The organism is Ramlibacter cellulosilyticus, assembly GCF_014297465.1.
GTDB classification, from domain to species: domain Bacteria; phylum Pseudomonadota; class Gammaproteobacteria; order Burkholderiales; family Burkholderiaceae_C; genus Ramlibacter; species Ramlibacter cellulosilyticus.
In genome coordinates, this window is sequence record NZ_JACORT010000001.1 from 92,432 (window position 1) to 109,894 (window position 17,463).

The following is a 17,463-nucleotide window of genomic DNA, read 5'->3' on the forward strand; positions in this document are numbered from 1 at the left end:
TCGTTCGTTACCAGGGAAGGTCGTCGTTGCAGCCCCACATGATTCCGCGCCCCGCGGCGACCCAGATCTTTCCGCTCGCCATCTTCATTCCGGCCACCATGGCGTCCGGCGACATGAGCGGTGCATTGGTGGGGAGGTAGCGGCGCGCATCCCCCAGCACCATCCCGTTCGCACGTGCCCGGGGGGGAGCGTCGAAATCGATGGCGGCCGGGGGCGGGCGCACCCCGTACTTCTCGAGGACGCCGCGCGAGACCGAGCCGCCGATCCCGCCGAAGATGCCCCCGATCAGGGCTGCCATGCCCAGGCCATGTTCCGCCGACTTGTGCGTCACCCCGTTCTGCATCACCTGCATCAGCACGCCGCCGACCGCGCCGTTGACGGCGCCCATGCCGCCGGCGAGGGCGACGCGGCCGCCCCAGGACCAGCCCGCGATCGCGGCGCGGGCGTCCTGCGCCCAGGCGGCCCTGGCCCACCGCGCGGAAAACCAGGTGCTGTCCCAGCCGACGTTCTCCGGGGCCGGCAGCTCGGAGAGCACGCGCGAGAAGAAGCGGCCGATCCCGCCCGTGACGAGGCCCGTGGCCGCGCCGACGCCGAACTGCGCCGCCCAGCCGCCCCACTGGTTGTGGTCCTGCTCGTTGCCGCGGCCGTGCGCGATCTCCGTCACGTCGTAGACGAGGCCGCCGATGCCGGCGCCCACGAGCATGCCGCCCACCGCACCCGAGAACGGCGTGACGAACGCGCCCACGGCCACTGCCACGGTGGAGATGAACATCTGCGCGACCATGTCCTGCCAGCTGTGGCCGCTGGGGTCGATGCGCGACACCGGGTTGTTCCCGACGTAGGCGTACATGTTCAGCGCATCGGTCGCGAACAGGCCGCCGCCCGCGCGGTCGTCGGCGCTGGTGAAGCGGCCGGTCACCGGGTCGTAGTAGCGCGACTGGAAGTAGTAGAGCCCGGTGGCATCCAGCTCCTTGCCGGTGAACTTGTGCCGGAAGGCGTCGGTCCCGCTCACGGCCACCACTTCGCCGTAGGGCATGTAGATCGCCCGGGCCGCGACGCCGCCGGCCGCGTCCGTCAGCACCGTGGTGCTGTTCACGTGGTCGGAGTGCAGGTAGAAGGTGCCCGGCGCGGGCACGCCCGCCGTGGGGGGAGGTGCTCCCGCTTCGACGATCGTGCTGGCGACCGCGATGCCGTAGGGGCCGACGACGCGCCGCGTGCGCTGCGCTGCGCCGTCGGCGAACTCCGTGCGTTCGAAGTTCTCGGAGACGTAGAAGGTGGTGTGCCCCGGCGCGCGCTTCACCAGCCGCCGCCCCGCGTGGTCGTAGACGAAGCTGTGGTCTCCAGCGGCGAGGAGCCGGTTCTCGGCGTCGAAGGTGCAGGAGCTCGCCGTTCCTTGCCAGGTGCGCTGCGTGGTCCGCCCGTTGGCGTCGTAGGTCGCGGAGAAGACGGGCTGCCCGGCCACGGTTCCCTGCACGACCTGCTGGCCGTCGTAGGAGAAGTCCACGTCGCCCTTGCGCACCATGTTGCCTGCCGCGTCGTACGCGTAGGCCTGCTGCGGGAAGGGACCGGTCGCGCCGGCGAGCCGCCCGGCGGCGTCATAGGTGAACGCGCGGCTCTGGCCGGCACCGGAGGCGTCGGTGATCGCCAGCAGCTGGTCCAGCGTGTCGCGCGCGTAGGTGTCGTCCACCACGGCGCGGCCATCCGGGGCCGCGATCCTCTGCGCGACGAGCTGTCCCAGCGCGTCGTAGCTCGTGGCTTCCTTGCAGTCGTTCGTGCTCGCCGCGCTGCTCGCGCTGCCGAACGCGGTATAGCCGCTCCAGGAAACACCGGCGGTGAGCGCGCCCGCGTCGAGCAGCGACGCCGCTGCCCACGCGCCGCCGGCGAACCAGTCGTTCTGCTGCACCGCGCCGTCCGGCATCACCACCTGCGCGAGGCGCTGGTCCGGCAGGTAGGCCCTGCGCGTGGTGTAGCTCCTGCCTTCCAGCGACAGCGTCGTCATGGTTTCGTTGCCGCAGGCGTCGTAGCCGTAGGCATACGCGTAGCTGCCGCGCGAATCGGCCACGCTGGCCAGCCGCCCGAGCCCGTAGCCCTCGGCGCTGTCGTAGGCATAGGCCGTCTCGTAGTCGCCTGCAGGCGACGATGCGGCCTGCAGCACCACCCGGTGCAGCGCGTCGCGCTTCACGGTCACGGTGTCGCCTGCCGCGTCGCTGGAACGCACCGCGCGGTGCACGTCGTCGAACACATGGGTGGCGGATTGGTAGACCTTCGCGCCCCGCGACTGCGTGGTCTGGACGATTCGCCCCAGCGCGTCGTACGTGCGCGCGCTGACCACGCCGCCCGGATCCGTGATGCCGACGAGGCGGCGCAGCGCGTCGTACGCGTAGGTCGTGACGCCGCCATCCGGGCCGGTGCGCGACACGATCCACTGCTTGCCGCCGAAGCCGCCGAAGGTGAAGACCGTCTTTCGCGCGAGCGGCGTGCCGGCCGCTTCGACCTGCACCGCGGTGTCCGTGGCCGTCCACGTGATCGTGGTGGTCGCCGGGCCGCCTTCGGCCGGCCGCTGCACCCGGACCACGCGGCCCAGTGCGTCGAGCTCGCGCGTGATCGTCGCCGGCGCGTCGCCGTCGAAGTAGGGCAGCGTTTCGCTGGCGCACTGGTTGCGGCTGTCGAGCGTGCGGTCTACTCGCACCGTGCGGCTTCCCTCGGGTCCCGGCGCGAGCGAGTCCACCTTGCGGCCGAAGCCGTCGAGGCGCTCGCGCGTCCAGAGCCATTGCTCGCCGGCCCAGTCCGCGCGCTTGCGCGTCTCGGCGTAGGCCTGGCCGTCGACGACGATCCAGGCATAGGTCGCCAGGCTCACCAGGGCTCCCGCGGGATCGGGCCCCTGCAGCTCCGTCTGCCGGCCCAGGCCGTCGAACACCATGGCGCTCTTCACCCCGTTCGCGTCCGTGGCCGAGGTGCGCACGCCGAAGCGCGCGTCGAAGGTGTTCTTCGACGCGAGGCGCAGGCCGCCGTCGTTCGCCGGCTGCAGGGTCTGCACGACGAAGGTCTGGTAGTCCGGATCGAAGGCAAAGCTGGTCGTCGCTCCGGAAGGATCCGTCTCGGCGATGGGGTTGCCATGCGCGTCGTACGCATAGGTGGTGGCGAGCCAGGTGTCGCCCACGTCGTGCCACTCGGACTTGGAGAGCCTCTGCCCGTTCGGGTCGTAAGTGCAGCGCTCCGCCGAGAGCACCGTGGCGCCGCCGGCGTCCGCGCAGCGGCGGCTCTGCGTGTGCAGGCCGAGCAGCCAGGTGCCCGCGTCGTTGCTGTAGTCGTCCAGCGTGTAGAGCGGTGCGGGCAGGCCGCTGCCCGTCTCCGCGAGCACGGTGCGGTTGCCGTAGTCGTCGTACCGGAGGGACTGGCTTTCGCTGCGGTCCGGTGTCGGCTGGCCGGGGCTGAAGTAGCTGGTGGCTGCCTGCGCGAGCTGCACTGCGGCGACCGGCACGCCCGGCCAGGGTGCGGGTGCGCGACTGTCATAGGTGTTGACGGTGGACACCAGCTGCACCCCGTCGGCCGTGAGGATGTTCTTGCGCAAGGCCATGCCGGTGAGCGGGAAGTCCTGCCCGTACTCCGTGTACGTGGCGGCACCCGCGTCCACGTCGAGCTCGTGGATCGCGGCATAGCCCAGCCAGCCGCGGCCCCGCAGGTCGAGGAGCGCACCCGTGTAGAAGCGCTGGAAGTCGTAGCGCGTGCCGGCACCTTCGTCGAGCGTGTGCGAGGCCACCACGTACTTCGGGAAGTCCACGCTGCGGGTCGCGCGGGCCGTGCCGGCGCTGGCGGCCTGCAGGCCGCCGGCGGGATCGAGCACGCACGTGGAGTCCGGCACGTGCCCCGTGAGCACCCCCACCGCGTCCACGCGCGACGGCGTCGCCTCGGAGCGGCGGTACACCGTGCGATCGGTGAGTGGCTTGTAGTCCATGGAGACGACGCCCTGGAGACCGTTCGTGATCGCGACGACGAGGTCGGGATACGGCCCGGCCGGCGGCGCGCAGGTCAGGCGCAGCGTCGTGGAGCCCGCCGCATAGACGAGGCCCGTCTTCCCCTTGCCCGCGAGGTCCAGCGGCAGCAGGCCCCCGCCGCCCGTGAGGCCGGCGAGCGCCTGGTAGACGCCGGACTGCAGCTGGTACGCGCCACCGTCGAACGCGAGCACGTCCAGCCGCACGCTCGCGTCCCCCGACACGACCACCAGCTCGCACACGCCGTCGCCGTCGACGTCCATCGGCAGCAAGGTGCCGCCGTAGGCCAGCGGGAACTTCTGCGGCTGGCCGCCGTTCTGCAGCTCGAACGACTTGCCGTTGGAAGCGAGGGTGTAGAGCAGCAGCGACTGGTCGAACGCATCCTGCGTGGCGTAGACGAGGTCGCCGAGGCCGTCGCCGTTGACGTCGAAGGGCACGAACGAGCCGCCGCCCGTGAGCGGCAGCGGCGTGGCCAGGGGCGGCGCATCCTGCTCCTGCAGGCCCTGGCCCCAGGTCGAGAGGAAGAGCACGGTCTGCACGTTGGACGCTGCGTCGGGGAAGGCGTAGACCACGTCGCACAGTCCGTCGCCGTTGAAATCCATCGGGATGAACGAGCCACCGGGCGCCTGGTTGGACACCGTGCAGGGGCCGAGGGTGAACGCCGTGCCGGTGGAGAGCAGCTCCTGCAACTGGATGCGCATGCCGTCCGGGCTGCTGGCGTACACGAGGTCGACGAGGCCGTCGCCGTTGACGTCCATCGGCAGCAGCTGTCCGCCGAAGACCAGTCCCTCGGGTCCGGCGCCGTTCACGGTGCCCGTGACCGCGAGCTTCCAGCCGCCGGGGGATGCCGGGTCCGCGACGGCGGCGAAGATCGTGAGGCCGAGGTCGTAGCCGTCCGAGGCGCCGTAGACGAGCTCGATGCAGCCGTCCGCATTCACGTCCATCGGTAGCGCGATGCCGTCCTGGAACGTGAGCTGCGGCACCTGCAGCGTCACGGGGTCGGAGAACGTGGTCCCCTGGTTCACGAAGAGGGTCAGCGTCAGCGCACCGGTGGCGCTCTCGGCGACGTACACCATGTCGACGAGTCCGTCGCCGTTGACGTCCATGGGCAGCAACTGGCCACCGGCGGTGACGGACACCGAGGGCAGCGGCTGCGCGTCGGCGAAGATGCCCGCGTTGCCGTCCTGCCAGGTGAAGGTGAGCGGCGGCAAGGCCTTGCCCTGGCCGTCGGCTTCGGTGACGGAGACCAGCTGGCTGCGTCCGGTCGCGGCACCAGTGGCATACGCAAGCGAATAGGTCCGCACGGCCTGATCGTCCAGCCAGGTGGACACCGCCGCCAGTCGCTGCGCATAGGCGATGCGCACGCCACCCACGTAGCGCGGCATGACGTCGGGACGCGGCTCGTACGCGAAGGTCACCGCGCGCCGCGCCTGCAGCGCCGGATGGGACGTGTAGGCGATGCGGTCGGGGTAGCAGGCGCCATTGGCGGCATCCTGCTTGTAGGTGACCACGAGTGCGTTGCCGAGCCGGTCGGTCACGCGGCTCAGCGCCCATACGCGGATCGTCGGGTCGTCCGGCGATGCGGCGAGCCGCGCATCGGGCGTGCCGCCGTATTCGAGGATGCGGCCGTCGCGCTCGAACACGCGGAAGCCGTCGGGGCCGCTGCGGCCCGGCGTCGGCGCCTCGTAGACGGGAACCACCTTCCGCCAGGACTCGATCTCCGTGTGGTACACGGCGTCGGGCGCGCCGTACGCACCTTGCACCGGCTGCAGCCGCCCGCCGTCGAGGACGAAGCGGTCCCCGTCGTCGAAACGCACGGTGCCGGTGTAGCCGTCCTGGGCCACCGTCGCGGCGCAGCGCGTGATGTGCGACAGGCCACGCAGGTTCCATCCGTTGCCGATGAGGCTGTCCGCGGAACCCGCGCCACTCAGGTAGTCGAGCGACAGCGAGGGCTGCATGCGCGCAGTCCCCGGTGGCACCTGGATGGGAATGGAGAACGCAGCGCTGCCGCCGGCCTCCACGCTGAAGTCACCCTGCGTCGTACCGACGTATTGCGGATCCGCCATGTTCACCCCTTGCGCACGGCGTGGGCCGGGCGCGTTCTTTTTGGCAATCAGGCGTCGCTGAACGCGTACGGCTATGCGTGGAGGAACTTTGCGGACTTCGTACCTGTTCGCTGCACAAACTTTACGAAATGCTGTTTACAAAGGCGCGGGCGCGAACAATAGCAGCGGGTTCGCCGAGTTCAATGAGGATTTTCTTTACGCGGATGCCCTGCAGATGGGATCCCGTAGGGTGGCGGCCGCCCGCGGCCGGCAGGTGAGCGCGAGCGAACCCCACCGTTTCGACGTTCCGTCAACGCGCTCCCGCCATCATCGTCCGCTCGCTGCGCATGCCGGTGCGCGCCAGGTAGGCCGACCCGCTGTCCTCCGCCGTGAGGCCCCGCACCTCGTCGCGCGAGGCGATGAACGCGTCGCGCACCTGCTCGCGCGTGATCGCCGAGCGCGCCTGCATCATCGCGGGCTGCTGCTGGATCCATTCCGCGCCGAAGCTGGTGAGCTCCCCGCGGTGCGCCAGCACTTCCGCCTTCACCGCGCTGCGGCTCAGGGTGCCCGCGATCGGCCGGATGTCCTGGATGGGGCCTTCGGCGTGCGCGTTGCCGATCATGAAGGTCGCGGCGATCGCGGCGGCGGCGACGGAACCGACGAAGGAAAGCGTGGACGTGGTGCGCTGGTGCATGGTGCTTCTCCGGTGAGTGTTGGGGGTCGTGGTGCGAGGCTTCCTGCTTCGCCCACGTCCCGACTTACGGGTGGAGAAATCGAACGGATGCAATGCGTAGCGCGTTCGCGCGAGCTCACCACAACTTCGCGCAGGTTCCCGTGAAGAGCGTCACGGACGGCGTGGTCGGGTTGGGCTCGGTTTCCGCCGTGACCACCAGTCGCGAGACCCGCGACAGCAGCTTCTCGGAGGTGTCGGGCATCTCGTGGGTCTCCGATCCGCGCATGGGGATGGTCCCCAGCATGAACGGCGCCCCGTCCGCAGGCACCGCCCACAACACGAGCCGGCCCGCGGCCGGCTCCGCGATCGGCCCCAGCACCTTGAGCGTCATGGTGCGCCCGTGCCGCAGCGAACTCACCAGCAGCTTCGCATTGCCCTGCGCATCGGTGAGCAGGCCGACGTAGCTTTGCGGCAGCTTCTGCCCCATGCGCATCGCGACCTGGTCGGGCGTGAACAGCAGCGAGGGCAGGGCGAAGAGCAGGGCGGCGGCGAGCGTGCCGCCGGCGAGGACGCCGAGTGCGCCCACGCCGGCTGGCATCCACCACCGCGCACGCTGCTGTCCGGACGCGCTTCGAGGCCGCGTGTGCTGCGCGATGCCCTGCCACACGCGGTGCGGCGGTGGCACCGGCGGCACCGAAGCGGCAAGGCGGTTCAGGCGCGCCTCCCATCCTCCCACCGCGAGCTGCACGTCCGCGCGGTCGCGGTGCAGCCGCTCGAAGCGGCGCCGCGCGCGCTGCGAGAGCGTGCCCAGCACGTAGGCGGCCGCGAGGCGGTCCACCAGTTCCGGCTGCGCGTACCTCACGCGCCGGCTCCCTGCGGCTGCAGGCAGTCGCGCAGCTTCTCGAGCCCGCGGCGGATCCACGCCTTCACCGACCCGAGCGGCACGCCCATCTGCAAGGCCACCTCCGTGTGCGACAGGCCCTGGTAGTAGGCGAGCGCGAGGCTCTGGCGGTGCGTGCCTTGCAGCGCCTCCATGCAGCGCTCGATGCGCAGCGACTCGGTGGCGGCGCTGAACAGCTCCAGCGCGCTGGGCGAGGCCGCCTGCGTGAAACCGTCGGCCTCCTCCTCGTCGTCGAACGCATCGAGTTCGGTCTCGGGCATGCGCGTGCGCGCTCGCAGCGCGTCGAGTGCCTTGTTGCGCACGATGGTGATCAGCCAGGTCATGGGCTGGATGGGCTGGCCGCCGATCTCGCCGCGGAAGTTGCCGGCGTTCTTCCACACGCTGACGAAGGCTTCCTGCAGCACCTCCTCCGCGGACTGGCTCCGGCCGAGGATGCGCACGGCCACGCCGAACAGGTGCGCGCTGGTGCGCGCGTAGATCTCGGAGAACGCGTCATGGTCGCCCCGCCCCGCGGCGGAGAGCAGTTCCTCGAGCGTCGGAGCGGACGCGCCCATGCGGTCCAGTATAGGCAGCGGTCCGGCAAGGGCAAGCGCGCGCATGGCGCCGCCGCGCACCTCGCTAGTGCAGCACGTGCCCGCCCTGCGACAGGAGCAACCGGCACTTCACGGCCAGTGCTTCGACGCACGCGAGGTGGTCCCCGACTTCCGCGGCCACGTCCAGCGGTTCGCCGCGGGTCATGCGCCACAGGTTGTGCATCAGCTCCGTGTGCGAAATCATGACCATGACCCACTGCACTGACAGCGGCGGGATGGCGGCGGCCAGGCTGCGCATGCGGTCCATCGCCTGGCCGGGTTCGCCGAACATCACGACGTCCTGGCGCGCCTGCCATTCGTCCGCCAGCCCCTGCACGAGGGATGCGTACGCGTGCAGCTCGGCCACCAGTTGCAGGAGGATCGCGTTCAGTTCGGGACGATGGTTGCGTGACATGCGTGTGCTCTTGAGCGAGTGTACGGACGAACCGTCGCTGCGCAAGGGGCAAGGGTCCCTCTGTACGGATGCGTACACAAGGCCTCGACGAGCACTTTCGTGCGCGTTCCGGTATCCGGGGTATGCTGGCCCGATCCCCCCGTGCCACCCCTCGCCACCCTCGTGCAGCACGCAAGCGATAGCGATCTCCTGTCCCGCCTGCGGCAAGCCGAGGAGGCGGTGCGCGCGCGGGACGACTTCCTCGCGGTCGCGGCGCACGAACTGCGTTCGCCCCTGAACGCGCTCGCGTTGCGGCTCGCGGCGCTCGAGCGCCTGGCCGCGCGCAGCAACGATGCAGCCTTGCAGCAGGGCCTGGAACGTGCCGGGCGCAGCGTCCAGCGCTATGTGGCGCGGGCGCTCGTGCTGCTGGACGTCAGCCGCCTGCACGCCGGCGCGACGGTTCCGGCGCCGACGCGCGTGCGCGCCGCGGCGCTGGTGCGCGACGTGGTGGACGCCTATGCGGACGAGGCGGCGTTCCACGGTGCGACGCTGCGCGCGGTCGCGGCCGACGAGGACCTCGTGGGCACGTGGGATGCGCACATGGTTGAACAGATCCTGGGCAACCTCGTGGGCAATGCCATCAAGTACGGCGGCGGCACGCCGGTGGAGGTGCGTGTCGCGCGCGTGGCGCCCGACAGCGCGTGCTTCGAGGTGGCCGACCGCGGACCCGGCATCGCGCCGGAAGACCGCGCCAGGATCTTCGGGAAGTTCGAGCGCGTGGTGTCCACGTCGCGCGACCGGGCCGGTTTCGGCCTCGGGCTGTGGATCGTGGGGCGCATGGTCGCCGCCCATGGCGGCACGATCGACGTCTCGGAGAACCCCGGGGGCGGCGCGCTGTTTCGCGTGCTGCTCCCCCTGCACGCGCCGCAACCACCGCACCGACAGGACGAGAACAAGTGAACGACGACGCCAACCTGCCCCCGCGACTGGACCGAGTGAGCACCGGCATCCCCGGCCTGGACGCCGTCACCGGCGGCGGCTTCCTGCGGTCCGGCGTCTACATCCTGCAGGGTGCCCCCGGCGCGGGCAAGACCATCCTGGCCAACCAGGTCGTGCACCGGCATGCGGCTGCCGGCGGGCACGTGGTGTACGTCACGATGCTCGCCGAGTCGCACGGGCGCCTGTTGCAGCACATGGAGCCGTTCAGCTTCTTCGACTTGGCTTCGCTGCCGGACAAGGTGTACTACGTGAGCGCGTTCGATGCGCTGCGCACCGGCGGCCTCAAGGCGGTGGTGGAGTTGCTGCGCAACGAGATGCGCTCGCGCGAAGCGGGCATCGTGGTGCTCGACGGCCTCGTGATGGCCGCCAGCGCCGCGGAGTCGGAGGAGGAGCTCAAGCTGTTCGTGAGCGACATCCAGGCGCACTCCACGCTGACGGGGAGCACGACGCTCCTGCTCACCAGCGAACACGCCGACCGGCCCGTCTCCGCGGAGCAGACCATGGTCGACGGCATCCTGCTGCTGCGCGAGCGGGCCTTCGGCCCCCGGCGCGAGCGCAACATCGAGGTCGTCAAGTTCCGCGGCAGCAGCACGCTGCGCGGCAACCATGCGTTCCAGATCGGGCCCGACGGCATCACCGTGTACCCGCGACTGGAGACGGCACGCCGCGAGCATGCCGGCGACGCAGTGCTGCCCGTCGGCGTGTCCACGGGCGTGGCCGGCCTCGATGCCATGTTCGACATCGGCGGGTACGGCCAGGGCAGCATCACGGCGGTCACGGGGCCTTCCGGCGCCGGCAAGACCGCGCTCGCGCTCCAGTTCGTGTCGCGCGCCACGCCCGAAGACAAGGCGGTGTACTTCAGCTTCTACGAGTCGCCCCCGCTCCTGCTGCGGGTGATGGAGTTGCTGGGGGTGGCCGCGCCCGATCCCGCCGCCATCGATTTCCGCTGGCAGCCGTTCGGCGAGACCGTGCTGGACCGGATGGCCTCGGAACTGCTGGAGGCCGTGCAGAGCAGCCGCGCGTCGCGGGTCGTCATCGACGGCGTCGGCGGCTTCCTGGCGGCGCCGGCCTACGCCGAACGCAACGGGCCCTTCGTCGCCGCGCTGGCCAACGAGCTGCGCCGGCTCGGCGCGACGACGATCGTCACGCTGGAGGAAAGCGAAGCGACGGGCACGCGCATCGTGGACACGCCGACGCTGTCCGCGCTGGCCGACACGACCCTGCAGCTCTCGGTGCGCACGGAGGGCAGCACGCGCCGCTTCGCCACCATCCGCAAGTCGCGCGTCAGCCGCTGCGACCTGCGCGTGCGCGAACTCGTGCTGACGCCCGCCGGCATCGAGGTGCGCCAGGAGGACCCCGTTGCTCCCTGACGAGGTCCACGCGGCCGAACCGGGGCGCGGCCGTCGCGTCCTGCTGGTCGACGACGAGCTGTCCAGCGCCGAGGTGCTGGCGCTGATCCTCGCCGGCGAGGACTACCACGTGACGCTGGCCGCGGACGCGCGGCAGGCACTCGCGCGGCTCGAGGAGGCCGCGCCCGACATCCTCGTCATCGACTTCATGATGCCGGGCATGAACGGTGCCGACCTGCTGAAGGCGATCCGCGAAGTGATGCCCTACGAGAACGTGCCGGTGGTCCTGATCAGCGGTGCGCCGGAGGCGGCGCTGCGCCGTTACGACATCCGGTACGACGCGTTCCTGCGCAAGCCGTTCGGGCTGGAGCAGTTCCTGCGCACGCTGAAGGGCCTGCGGTCCGCCTGACATGTCCGAGCCCTTGCAGCGCCTCGTGGAAATGCGCATGCCTTACGGCAAGCACAAGGACATGCTGATCGCCGACCTGCCCGGCAACTACCTCAACTGGTTCGCGCGCGAAGGTTTCCCGCCGGGGGAACTCGGACGGCTGCTCGCGCTGATGCACGAGATCGACCATAACGGGCTGCGGCACTTGCTGCAGCCGCTGCGGAGGGATTGAGCGCCGCTCGGTGGGGTTCGCTTCGCTCACCTTCCGGCGCTGGCGCGCCGCCACCCTACAGCAGATGCACACGCGATCGTTGGGCGGATGCATGCGTCATCGTTGGGTGGATGCATGCGTCATCGTTGGCGGATGCATGCGTCATCGTTGGGCGGATGCATGCGTCATCGTTGGGCGGATGCATGCGTCATCGTTGGGCGAATGCATGCGTCATCGTTGGGTGGCGGCATCGCGCGGTGCATCTCGTAGGGTGGCGCGGCGAAAGCCGCGGAAGGTGAGCGAAGCGAACCCCACCGATCACGGATGCCAGCGCGACACCGCCGCCGGCGTAGCCGCCGACCGGCTTCCCGCCAGCGCATACGAGAGCTGGTTGGCGGCGCGGATCACCGATTTCGCGTGCTTCTCCAGCTTCGCCTTCGTGAGGCGCGAGCTCGGCCCCGAGATGCACATGGACCCGAGCAGCCGCCAGTTGGTCCCGAACACCGGCGCCGCCACGCTGGCCACTTCCGCCTCGCGTTCGCCGAGCGAGAGGTGGTACCCGCGCTTGCGGATCTCCTCGTAGGGCTCGCCCGCCGCGCCGCTGAAGGCGAGGATCACACGGCCCGGTGCGCCGCGGTCCAGGGGCAGGCGCTCGCCGATCCGCACGTGGTGGCGCACGGAGTGCGGGCCTTCCACGCGCGACACGCAGGCGCGGATGTCGCCTTCGCGCACGTAGAACGACGCGCTCTCGCCCGTCTCCTTCACCAGTTCGTGCAGCGTGGGCTCCACCACGCGATGGACGTCGAAGCCCGCCTGGTAGCGCGCACCCAGCCAGCCCGCGGCGGGGCCCAGGCGCCACTGGCCGTCTTCCGTCTGCACCATGTACTGCGAGAGGGCGAGCGTGCGCGCGAGCCGCAGTGCCGTCGTCTTGTGCATGCCGGCGCGCCGGCTCAACTCCGCGAGCGACAGCGTCGATTCGCCGAGGGCGAAAGCCTCCATCAGCGACAGCGCCCGCATCACGGCGACGACGCCGCCCTGCGTGCCGCCTTCCTCCTCATCCCCGGTCGCGTTGCGCATGTTGCACCATGGTTCACTGTGTGAAACGCGATTGTACGGTGTGCAACACCGTCCGAGAATTCGCCCACACCATTCCGGAGACAAACCGATGCAGCTTTCCCGCCGTGCGGCCATCGCCGCCCTTGCCCTTCTCGCCAGCGCGGCGCAAGCGCAGCCCTGGCCGTCCAAGCCCATCCGCCTGGTCGTGCCCTTCCCGGCGGGCGGCGGCACCGACCTGATCACGCGCGAAGTCGCGCAGAAGGTGACCGGCTCCGGCTACACCTTCGTCGTGGACAACAAGCCCGGCTCCGGCGGCAACCTCGGCGTGGACGCGGCGGCCAAGTCGGCTCCCGACGGCTACACGCTGGTGATGGGGCAGACCAGCAACCTGGCGATCAACCCCACGCTGTACTCCAAGCTGCCGTACGACCCGTTGAAGGACCTGACGCCGATCAGCCTCGTCGCCAGCTCGCCGCTCGTGATCGTCACCGGGGCCGACTCTCCGTACAAGACGATGGCCGACGTGATCAAGGCCGCGAAGGAGAAGCCGGGCAGCATCAACTTCGCCACTTCCGGCAACGGGACCGTGGCGCACCTCGCCGCGGAATCCTTCCAGAAGGTCGCCGGCGTCAAGCTCGTGCACATCCCCTACAAGGGCGCGGCGCAGGGTGCCACCGACGTGATCAGCGGCCAGGTGCAGCTGTACGTGTCCTCCATTCCCACGCTGCTGGGCCACATCAAGAGCGGCAAGATGCGTCCGCTGGCCGTCACCGCGCTCAAGCGCGCCGACGACCTGCCGCAGGTGCCCGCGATCGCCGAGACCTACAAGGGCTTCGAGGCGGTGACGTGGTTCGGCATCGTCGGCCCGGCCAACCTGCCGAAGGACGTCGTCGCCAAGCTCAATGCCGACATCAACAAGGCCCTGAAGGACCCCGAGCTGGTGAAGAAGCTCGGCGACCAGGGCGCGGACGTCGAGGGCAGCACGCCCGAGCAGTTCGCCAAGCTGATCCGCGACGACATGACCCGCTGGGGCAAGATCGTCAAGGAATCCGGCGCCAAGGTCGACTGACCCTGCATCCACACGCGGCCTGCGCGGGCCGCTGCTTTCCCTCTTTCCTCCTTCCCCTCCCTCCGGTGCGCACGCGCGCACCGGCAGGACCTCCCACGCCCCGAGAGAGACTCCCATGACCGACATCGTCCGCAACTTCGAGCGCGTTTCCGCCGACCTCGTCCGCCAGGCCGCCGAATTCCAGGCCGCCATCCTGGCCGACGTCAATGGCCGCCGCGGCGCGCTGCATGGCCGCATCGCGGCGCTGCGTCCGCGCATGAAGCTCGCCGGCCCGGCGCTGACCGTGGACGTGCGTCCCGGCGACAACCTCATGATCCACGCCGCCATCTCGCTGGCGAAGCCGGGCGACGTGCTCGTCATCGACGGCAAGGGCGACCAGACCGCGGCGCTCATGGGCACGATCATGATGACCGCGTGCAAGCAGCTCGGCCTGGCCGGCGTGGTGATCGACGGCGCCGTGCGCGACAGCCTCGAGATCGACGAGATGGACTACCCGGTGTTCTCGTTCGGCACCAACCCGAACGGCCCGACCAAGAACGTGCCCGGTCGCATCGGCCACCCGGTGTCCATCGGCGGCGTGACGGTGCGCTCCGGCGACCTGATCGTGGCCGATGCCGACGGCGTCGTCGCCATCGAGCGCGAGCGCGTGGAGGGCCTGCTGCCGCTGGCACGCAAGAAGGTGGAAGACGAGACGGCACGCATCGCGTCCATCAAGAAGGGCAACACCGCCGCTTCCTGGCTCGACGCCGCCCTGCGCACCGCCGGCGTGCTGAAGCAGGGGGAGACGCTGTGAGCCAGCGGCCCGTCGTCATCGTCACCGGCGCCGACCTGGCGTCGCAGGCGCTCGACCTGCTGAAGGACTTCGAGGTCGTCTACGCCGGCAAGACGCCGCAGGAAGCGGACCTCGTCGCGCTGTGCAGGCAGCACGACCCGGTTGCCATGATCGTGCGCTACGGCAAGGTTCCGGCCTCGGTGATGGACGCTGCTCCGTCGTTGCGCGTGATCTCCAAGCACGGCAGCGGCACCGACACGATCGACAAGGAAGCCGCGAAGGCGCGCGGCATCGAAGTGCGTGCCGCCGTCGGTGCCAACGCCGCGGCCGTCGCCGAGCAGGCGCTGGCGCTCGTGCTGGCCTGCGCCAAGTCGGTCGTGCAGCTCGACGAGCGCATGCACGCCGGCCACTGGGACAAGGCCACGCACAAGAGCGTGGAACTGAACGGCCGCACGATCGGACTCGTGGGCCTCGGCGCCATCGGCCAGCGCTTCGCGCGCATGTGCGATGCGATGGGCATGAAGGTGATCGGCTTCGATCCGTTCGCCAAGGACCTGCCGTCGTACATCCAGCCGGTGGCGCTCGATGCGATCTGGCGCGAGTCCGACGTCATCTCGCTGCACTGCCCGCTGACGGAAGAGAACCGCAACCTGGTGAACGCGCAGACGCTCGCGGCCTGCAAGCGCGGCGTGATCCTGGTGAACACGGCGCGGGGCGGCCTCATCGACGAAGCGGCGCTGCTGCAGGCGGTGCGCTCGGGCCAGGTGATGGCCGCCGGCCTGGACAGCTTCGCGGTGGAGCCGATGACGGCGCCGCACATCTTCCACGGCGAAGCGAACATCGTCCTCAGCCCGCACATCGGCGGCGTCACGAGCGATGCGTACGTGAACATGGGCGTGGGCGCGGCGAAGAACGTGCTGGACGTCCTCGCTCGCACGACCGAAAGCGCCTGAGCCCCGCCGGGGATGCCTCCGGCACCGAAGAACAAGGAGACAACCATGGATCGCCAACCCACCCGGGCCTGGTACTGGCCGCTGCGGGCGGCTCTCGCAGCAGCCGGCCTGGCCCTCGCGGCCGCCCCCGCGCTGCACGCCCAGACGGCATGGCCGGAACGGCCGGTCAAGCTGGTCGTGCCCTACCCGGCCGGCGGCAACGCCGACGCCACCGCGCGGCTGCTCGCGACACAGCTGTCGGACCGCCTGGGCCAGCAGGTCGTGGTGGACAACCGCCCGGGCGGCGGGGGCACCATCGGCGCCGGCATCGTCGCCAAGGCGCCGGCCGACGGCTACACGCTGCTGCTGGACGCGACCGCCTTCACGGTGAACCCCAGCCTCTATCCCAAGCTGCCCTACGACAGCGCCAGGGACTTCGCGCCGGTCTCGCAGATCACGCGCGTGCCCATGCTGCTCGTCGTGCCGGCCAACTCGCCGCTCCACTCGCCCGCCGACCTGGTGCGCACCGCGCGCGCGGCGCCGGGCAAGCTGAGCTACGCCTCGGCCGGCAACGGCGGCGCGCAGCACCTCGCGGGCGAGCTGTTCAAGCAGGGCGCCAAGGTGTCGATGACGCACATCCCCTACCGCGGCGGCGCGCCCGCGCTGACGGACCTCGTCGCCGGGACGGTGGACGTGATGTTCAGCGCGACTTCGGCGTCCGGCCCCTTCGTCAAGGGCGGCAAGCTGCGCGCGCTGGCCATCACCTCGGCGAAGCGCTCGGCGGACTGGCCGCAGGTGCCTACCGTCGCGGAAAGCGCCGTGCCGGGCTTCGAGGCCTACGAGTGGAACGGCCTGTTCGCGCCCGCCGGCACGCCCGCGCCGGTGCTGGAACGGCTGGAGAAGGAAACGCGGGCCGCGCTGGCCTCGCCCGAACTGCAGCAGCGCCTCGCCGCGCTGGGCGTACAGCCGGTCGGTTCCAGCAGCGCCGAGTTCCGGAAATTCCTCGAGGCCGAGACCGCCAAGTGGGCACGGGTCGTGAAGGCGAGCGGCATCCGCATCGACTGAAGGCGCCACCCCACTGAACCTCAAGCTCGATCGAGCTTCCAACACGGAAAACCTCCCATGCAATCGACCTCCTTCTCCCTCGCGCGCCGCACTTTCATCGGCGCCGTCGCCCTCGCCGCCGCCTCGCTGGCCCACGCCCAGTGGCCGGAGCGGCCCATCACCATCGTCGTGCCGTACGCGCCCGGCGGCGCGGCCGACGCGCTGGCCCGCGTGCTCGCCGGCAAGATGAGCACCAAGCTGGGCACCAGCGTGATCGTCGACAACCGCGCGGGCGCGAGCGGCACCATCGGTGCCTCGTACGTCGCGAAGGCGCAGGCCGACGGCTACACGATGCTGTACGACGCGACGCCGTACTCCATCAACCCGCACCTGTTCCCCAAGATGCCGTACGCGGCGAACGCGCTGCAGCCGCTCTCGCTCGTTTCGCTGGCGCCCAACATCCTGATCGTCAAGGCGGACTCGCAGTACAAGGACGTCAAGGACCTGATCGCGAAAGCCAAGGCGCAACCCGGCAAGGTCAACTTCGCCTCCGGCGGCAGCGGCACCGTGCAGCGCCTCGCCTCCGAGCTGTTCCGCCAGAAGCTGGACCTCGACATGGTGCACGTGCCTTACAAGAGCGGCGGTCCCGCCATCACGGACGTGATGGGCGGCCAGGTCGACTTCATGTTCAGCACGGTGGCCGCGTCCTCGCCGCTCGTGGACTCCGGCAAGCTGCGCGCGCTGGCGATCTCCTCGCCCAAGCGCTTGTCCCGCCTGGCCAACGTGCCCACCGTCGCCGAAGCGGCCATCCCCGGCTACGAGGTCTACGAGTGGAACGGGATGTTCGTGCCCGCCGGCACGCCGGCGGACATCGCGGCGAAGCTGCAGAAGGCCGTCGCCGAGTCGCTGCAGGACGAGGACGTGAAGAAGCGCTTCACCGACGTCGGCGCCCAGCCGATCGGCTCGACGCCCGCGCAGTTCGCCGACTACCTGAAGAAGGAAGACGCGAAGTGGGGCGAGGTGGTGCGCAAGGGCAACATCAAGCTCGATTGACGGCAGCGGGACC

General features: G+C 70.4%; 15 protein-coding genes. 9 read left to right on the forward strand and 6 right to left on the reverse strand.

What is annotated here, in order from left to right:
* Positions 1–7: 7 nt before the first annotated feature.
* The 5 genes from H8N03_RS00480 to H8N03_RS00500 all read right to left on the reverse strand — a co-directional run bounded on the left by H8N03_RS00480 (position 8) and on the right by H8N03_RS00500 (position 8,598).
* Positions 8–6,058 carry an RHS repeat-associated core domain-containing protein gene (locus tag H8N03_RS00480; protein ID WP_187074159.1) on the reverse strand — a complete coding sequence of 2,017 codons (6,051 nt, stop codon included), beginning with the start codon at positions 6,056–6,058 and terminating at the stop codon, positions 8–10.
* Between the two features lie 289 nt (positions 6,059–6,347).
* Entirely contained in the window at positions 6,348–6,731 is a 384-nt protein-coding gene (locus tag H8N03_RS00485) for a hypothetical protein (protein WP_187074160.1), read from the reverse strand.
* Positions 6,732–6,846: 115 nt separating this feature from the next.
* Positions 6,847–7,572, reverse strand: coding sequence for an anti-sigma factor (locus H8N03_RS00490; protein ID WP_187074161.1), 726 nt, complete (start codon positions 7,570–7,572; stop codon positions 6,847–6,849).
* Positions 7,569–8,165 (reverse strand): RNA polymerase sigma factor, encoded by a 597-nt coding sequence (locus H8N03_RS00495; protein WP_187074162.1) that lies wholly within the window; start codon positions 8,163–8,165, stop codon positions 7,569–7,571. Before H8N03_RS00495 ends, H8N03_RS00490 begins: the two co-directional genes overlap by 4 nt.
* Before the next feature lie 64 nt (positions 8,166–8,229).
* A complete protein-coding gene (locus H8N03_RS00500) occupies positions 8,230–8,598 on the reverse strand; it encodes a hypothetical protein (protein WP_187074163.1) in 369 nt (122 codons plus the stop codon).
* A gap of 141 nt (positions 8,599–8,739) precedes the next feature.
* Between H8N03_RS00500 and H8N03_RS00505 the strand changes: the two genes are divergently transcribed.
* The 4 genes from H8N03_RS00505 to H8N03_RS00520 are packed head-to-tail and all read left to right on the forward strand — an operon-like array spanning position 8,740 to position 11,545.
* A complete protein-coding gene (locus H8N03_RS00505; protein ID WP_187074164.1) occupies positions 8,740–9,537 on the forward strand; it encodes a sensor histidine kinase in 798 nt (265 codons plus the stop codon).
* A complete protein-coding gene (locus tag H8N03_RS00510; RefSeq protein ID WP_187074165.1) occupies positions 9,534–10,946 on the forward strand; it encodes an ATPase domain-containing protein in 1,413 nt (470 codons plus the stop codon). Before H8N03_RS00505 ends, H8N03_RS00510 begins: the two co-directional genes overlap by 4 nt.
* Entirely contained in the window at positions 10,936–11,334 is a 399-nt protein-coding gene (locus H8N03_RS00515; protein WP_187074166.1) for a response regulator, read from the forward strand. The genes H8N03_RS00510 and H8N03_RS00515 overlap by 11 nt, the downstream gene beginning before the upstream one ends.
* A gap of 1 nt (position 11,335) precedes the next feature.
* On the forward strand, positions 11,336–11,545 hold the full coding sequence (locus H8N03_RS00520; RefSeq protein ID WP_187074167.1) for a DUF3820 family protein: 210 nt from the start codon (positions 11,336–11,338) through the stop codon (positions 11,543–11,545).
* 297 nt (positions 11,546–11,842) lie between these two features.
* Here H8N03_RS00520 and H8N03_RS00525 read toward each other — a convergent pair whose 3' ends face one another.
* Positions 11,843–12,601 carry an IclR family transcriptional regulator gene (locus H8N03_RS00525; RefSeq protein ID WP_187074168.1) on the reverse strand — a complete coding sequence of 253 codons (759 nt, stop codon included), beginning with the start codon at positions 12,599–12,601 and terminating at the stop codon, positions 11,843–11,845.
* Positions 12,602–12,689: 88 nt separating this feature from the next.
* Here H8N03_RS00525 and H8N03_RS00530 point away from each other — a divergent pair, with 88 nt between their 5' ends.
* The 5 genes from H8N03_RS00530 to H8N03_RS00550 all read left to right on the forward strand — a co-directional run bounded on the left by H8N03_RS00530 (position 12,690) and on the right by H8N03_RS00550 (position 17,450).
* Entirely contained in the window at positions 12,690–13,649 is a 960-nt protein-coding gene (locus tag H8N03_RS00530) for a Bug family tripartite tricarboxylate transporter substrate binding protein (protein WP_187074169.1), read from the forward strand.
* Positions 13,650–13,764: 115 nt separating this feature from the next.
* Positions 13,765–14,442 (forward strand): RraA family protein, encoded by a 678-nt coding sequence (locus tag H8N03_RS00535; protein ID WP_187074170.1) that lies wholly within the window; start codon positions 13,765–13,767, stop codon positions 14,440–14,442.
* The gene (locus tag H8N03_RS00540; protein WP_187074171.1) at positions 14,439–15,374 is read left to right on the forward strand and encodes a hydroxyacid dehydrogenase; all 936 of its coding nucleotides are present in this window, start codon (positions 14,439–14,441) and stop codon (positions 15,372–15,374) included. The genes H8N03_RS00535 and H8N03_RS00540 overlap by 4 nt, the downstream gene beginning before the upstream one ends.
* Positions 15,375–15,419: 45 nt before the next feature.
* Positions 15,420–16,418, forward strand: coding sequence for a tripartite tricarboxylate transporter substrate binding protein (locus tag H8N03_RS00545; RefSeq protein ID WP_187074172.1), 999 nt, complete (start codon positions 15,420–15,422; stop codon positions 16,416–16,418).
* Positions 16,419–16,475: 57 nt separating this feature from the next.
* Complete coding sequence (locus H8N03_RS00550) at positions 16,476–17,450, forward strand: Bug family tripartite tricarboxylate transporter substrate binding protein (RefSeq protein ID WP_187074173.1); 975 nt, start codon at positions 16,476–16,478, stop codon at positions 17,448–17,450.
* Positions 17,451–17,463: the final 13 nt, after the last annotated feature.

Bases quoted from the DNA above. Each gene is read 5' to 3' on its own strand.
- H8N03_RS00480 (WP_187074159.1), bottom strand. From the start codon at position 6,058: ATGGCGGATCCGCAATACGTCGGTACGACGCAGGGTGACTTCAGCGTG.
- H8N03_RS00485 (WP_187074160.1), bottom strand. From the start codon at position 6,731: ATGCACCAGCGCACCACGTCCACGCTTTCCTTCGTCGGTTCCGTCGCC.
- H8N03_RS00495 (WP_187074162.1), bottom strand. From the start codon at position 8,165: ATGGGCGCGTCCGCTCCGACGCTCGAGGAACTGCTCTCCGCCGCGGGG.
- H8N03_RS00500 (WP_187074163.1), bottom strand. From the start codon at position 8,598: ATGTCACGCAACCATCGTCCCGAACTGAACGCGATCCTCCTGCAACTG.
- H8N03_RS00520 (WP_187074167.1), top strand. From the start codon at position 11,336: ATGTCCGAGCCCTTGCAGCGCCTCGTGGAAATGCGCATGCCTTACGGC.
- H8N03_RS00525 (WP_187074168.1), bottom strand. From the start codon at position 12,601: ATGCGCAACGCGACCGGGGATGAGGAGGAAGGCGGCACGCAGGGCGGC.
- H8N03_RS00530 (WP_187074169.1), top strand. From the start codon at position 12,690: ATGCAGCTTTCCCGCCGTGCGGCCATCGCCGCCCTTGCCCTTCTCGCC.
- H8N03_RS00535 (WP_187074170.1), top strand. From the start codon at position 13,765: ATGACCGACATCGTCCGCAACTTCGAGCGCGTTTCCGCCGACCTCGTC.
- H8N03_RS00545 (WP_187074172.1), top strand. From the start codon at position 15,420: ATGGATCGCCAACCCACCCGGGCCTGGTACTGGCCGCTGCGGGCGGCT.
- H8N03_RS00550 (WP_187074173.1), top strand. From the start codon at position 16,476: ATGCAATCGACCTCCTTCTCCCTCGCGCGCCGCACTTTCATCGGCGCC.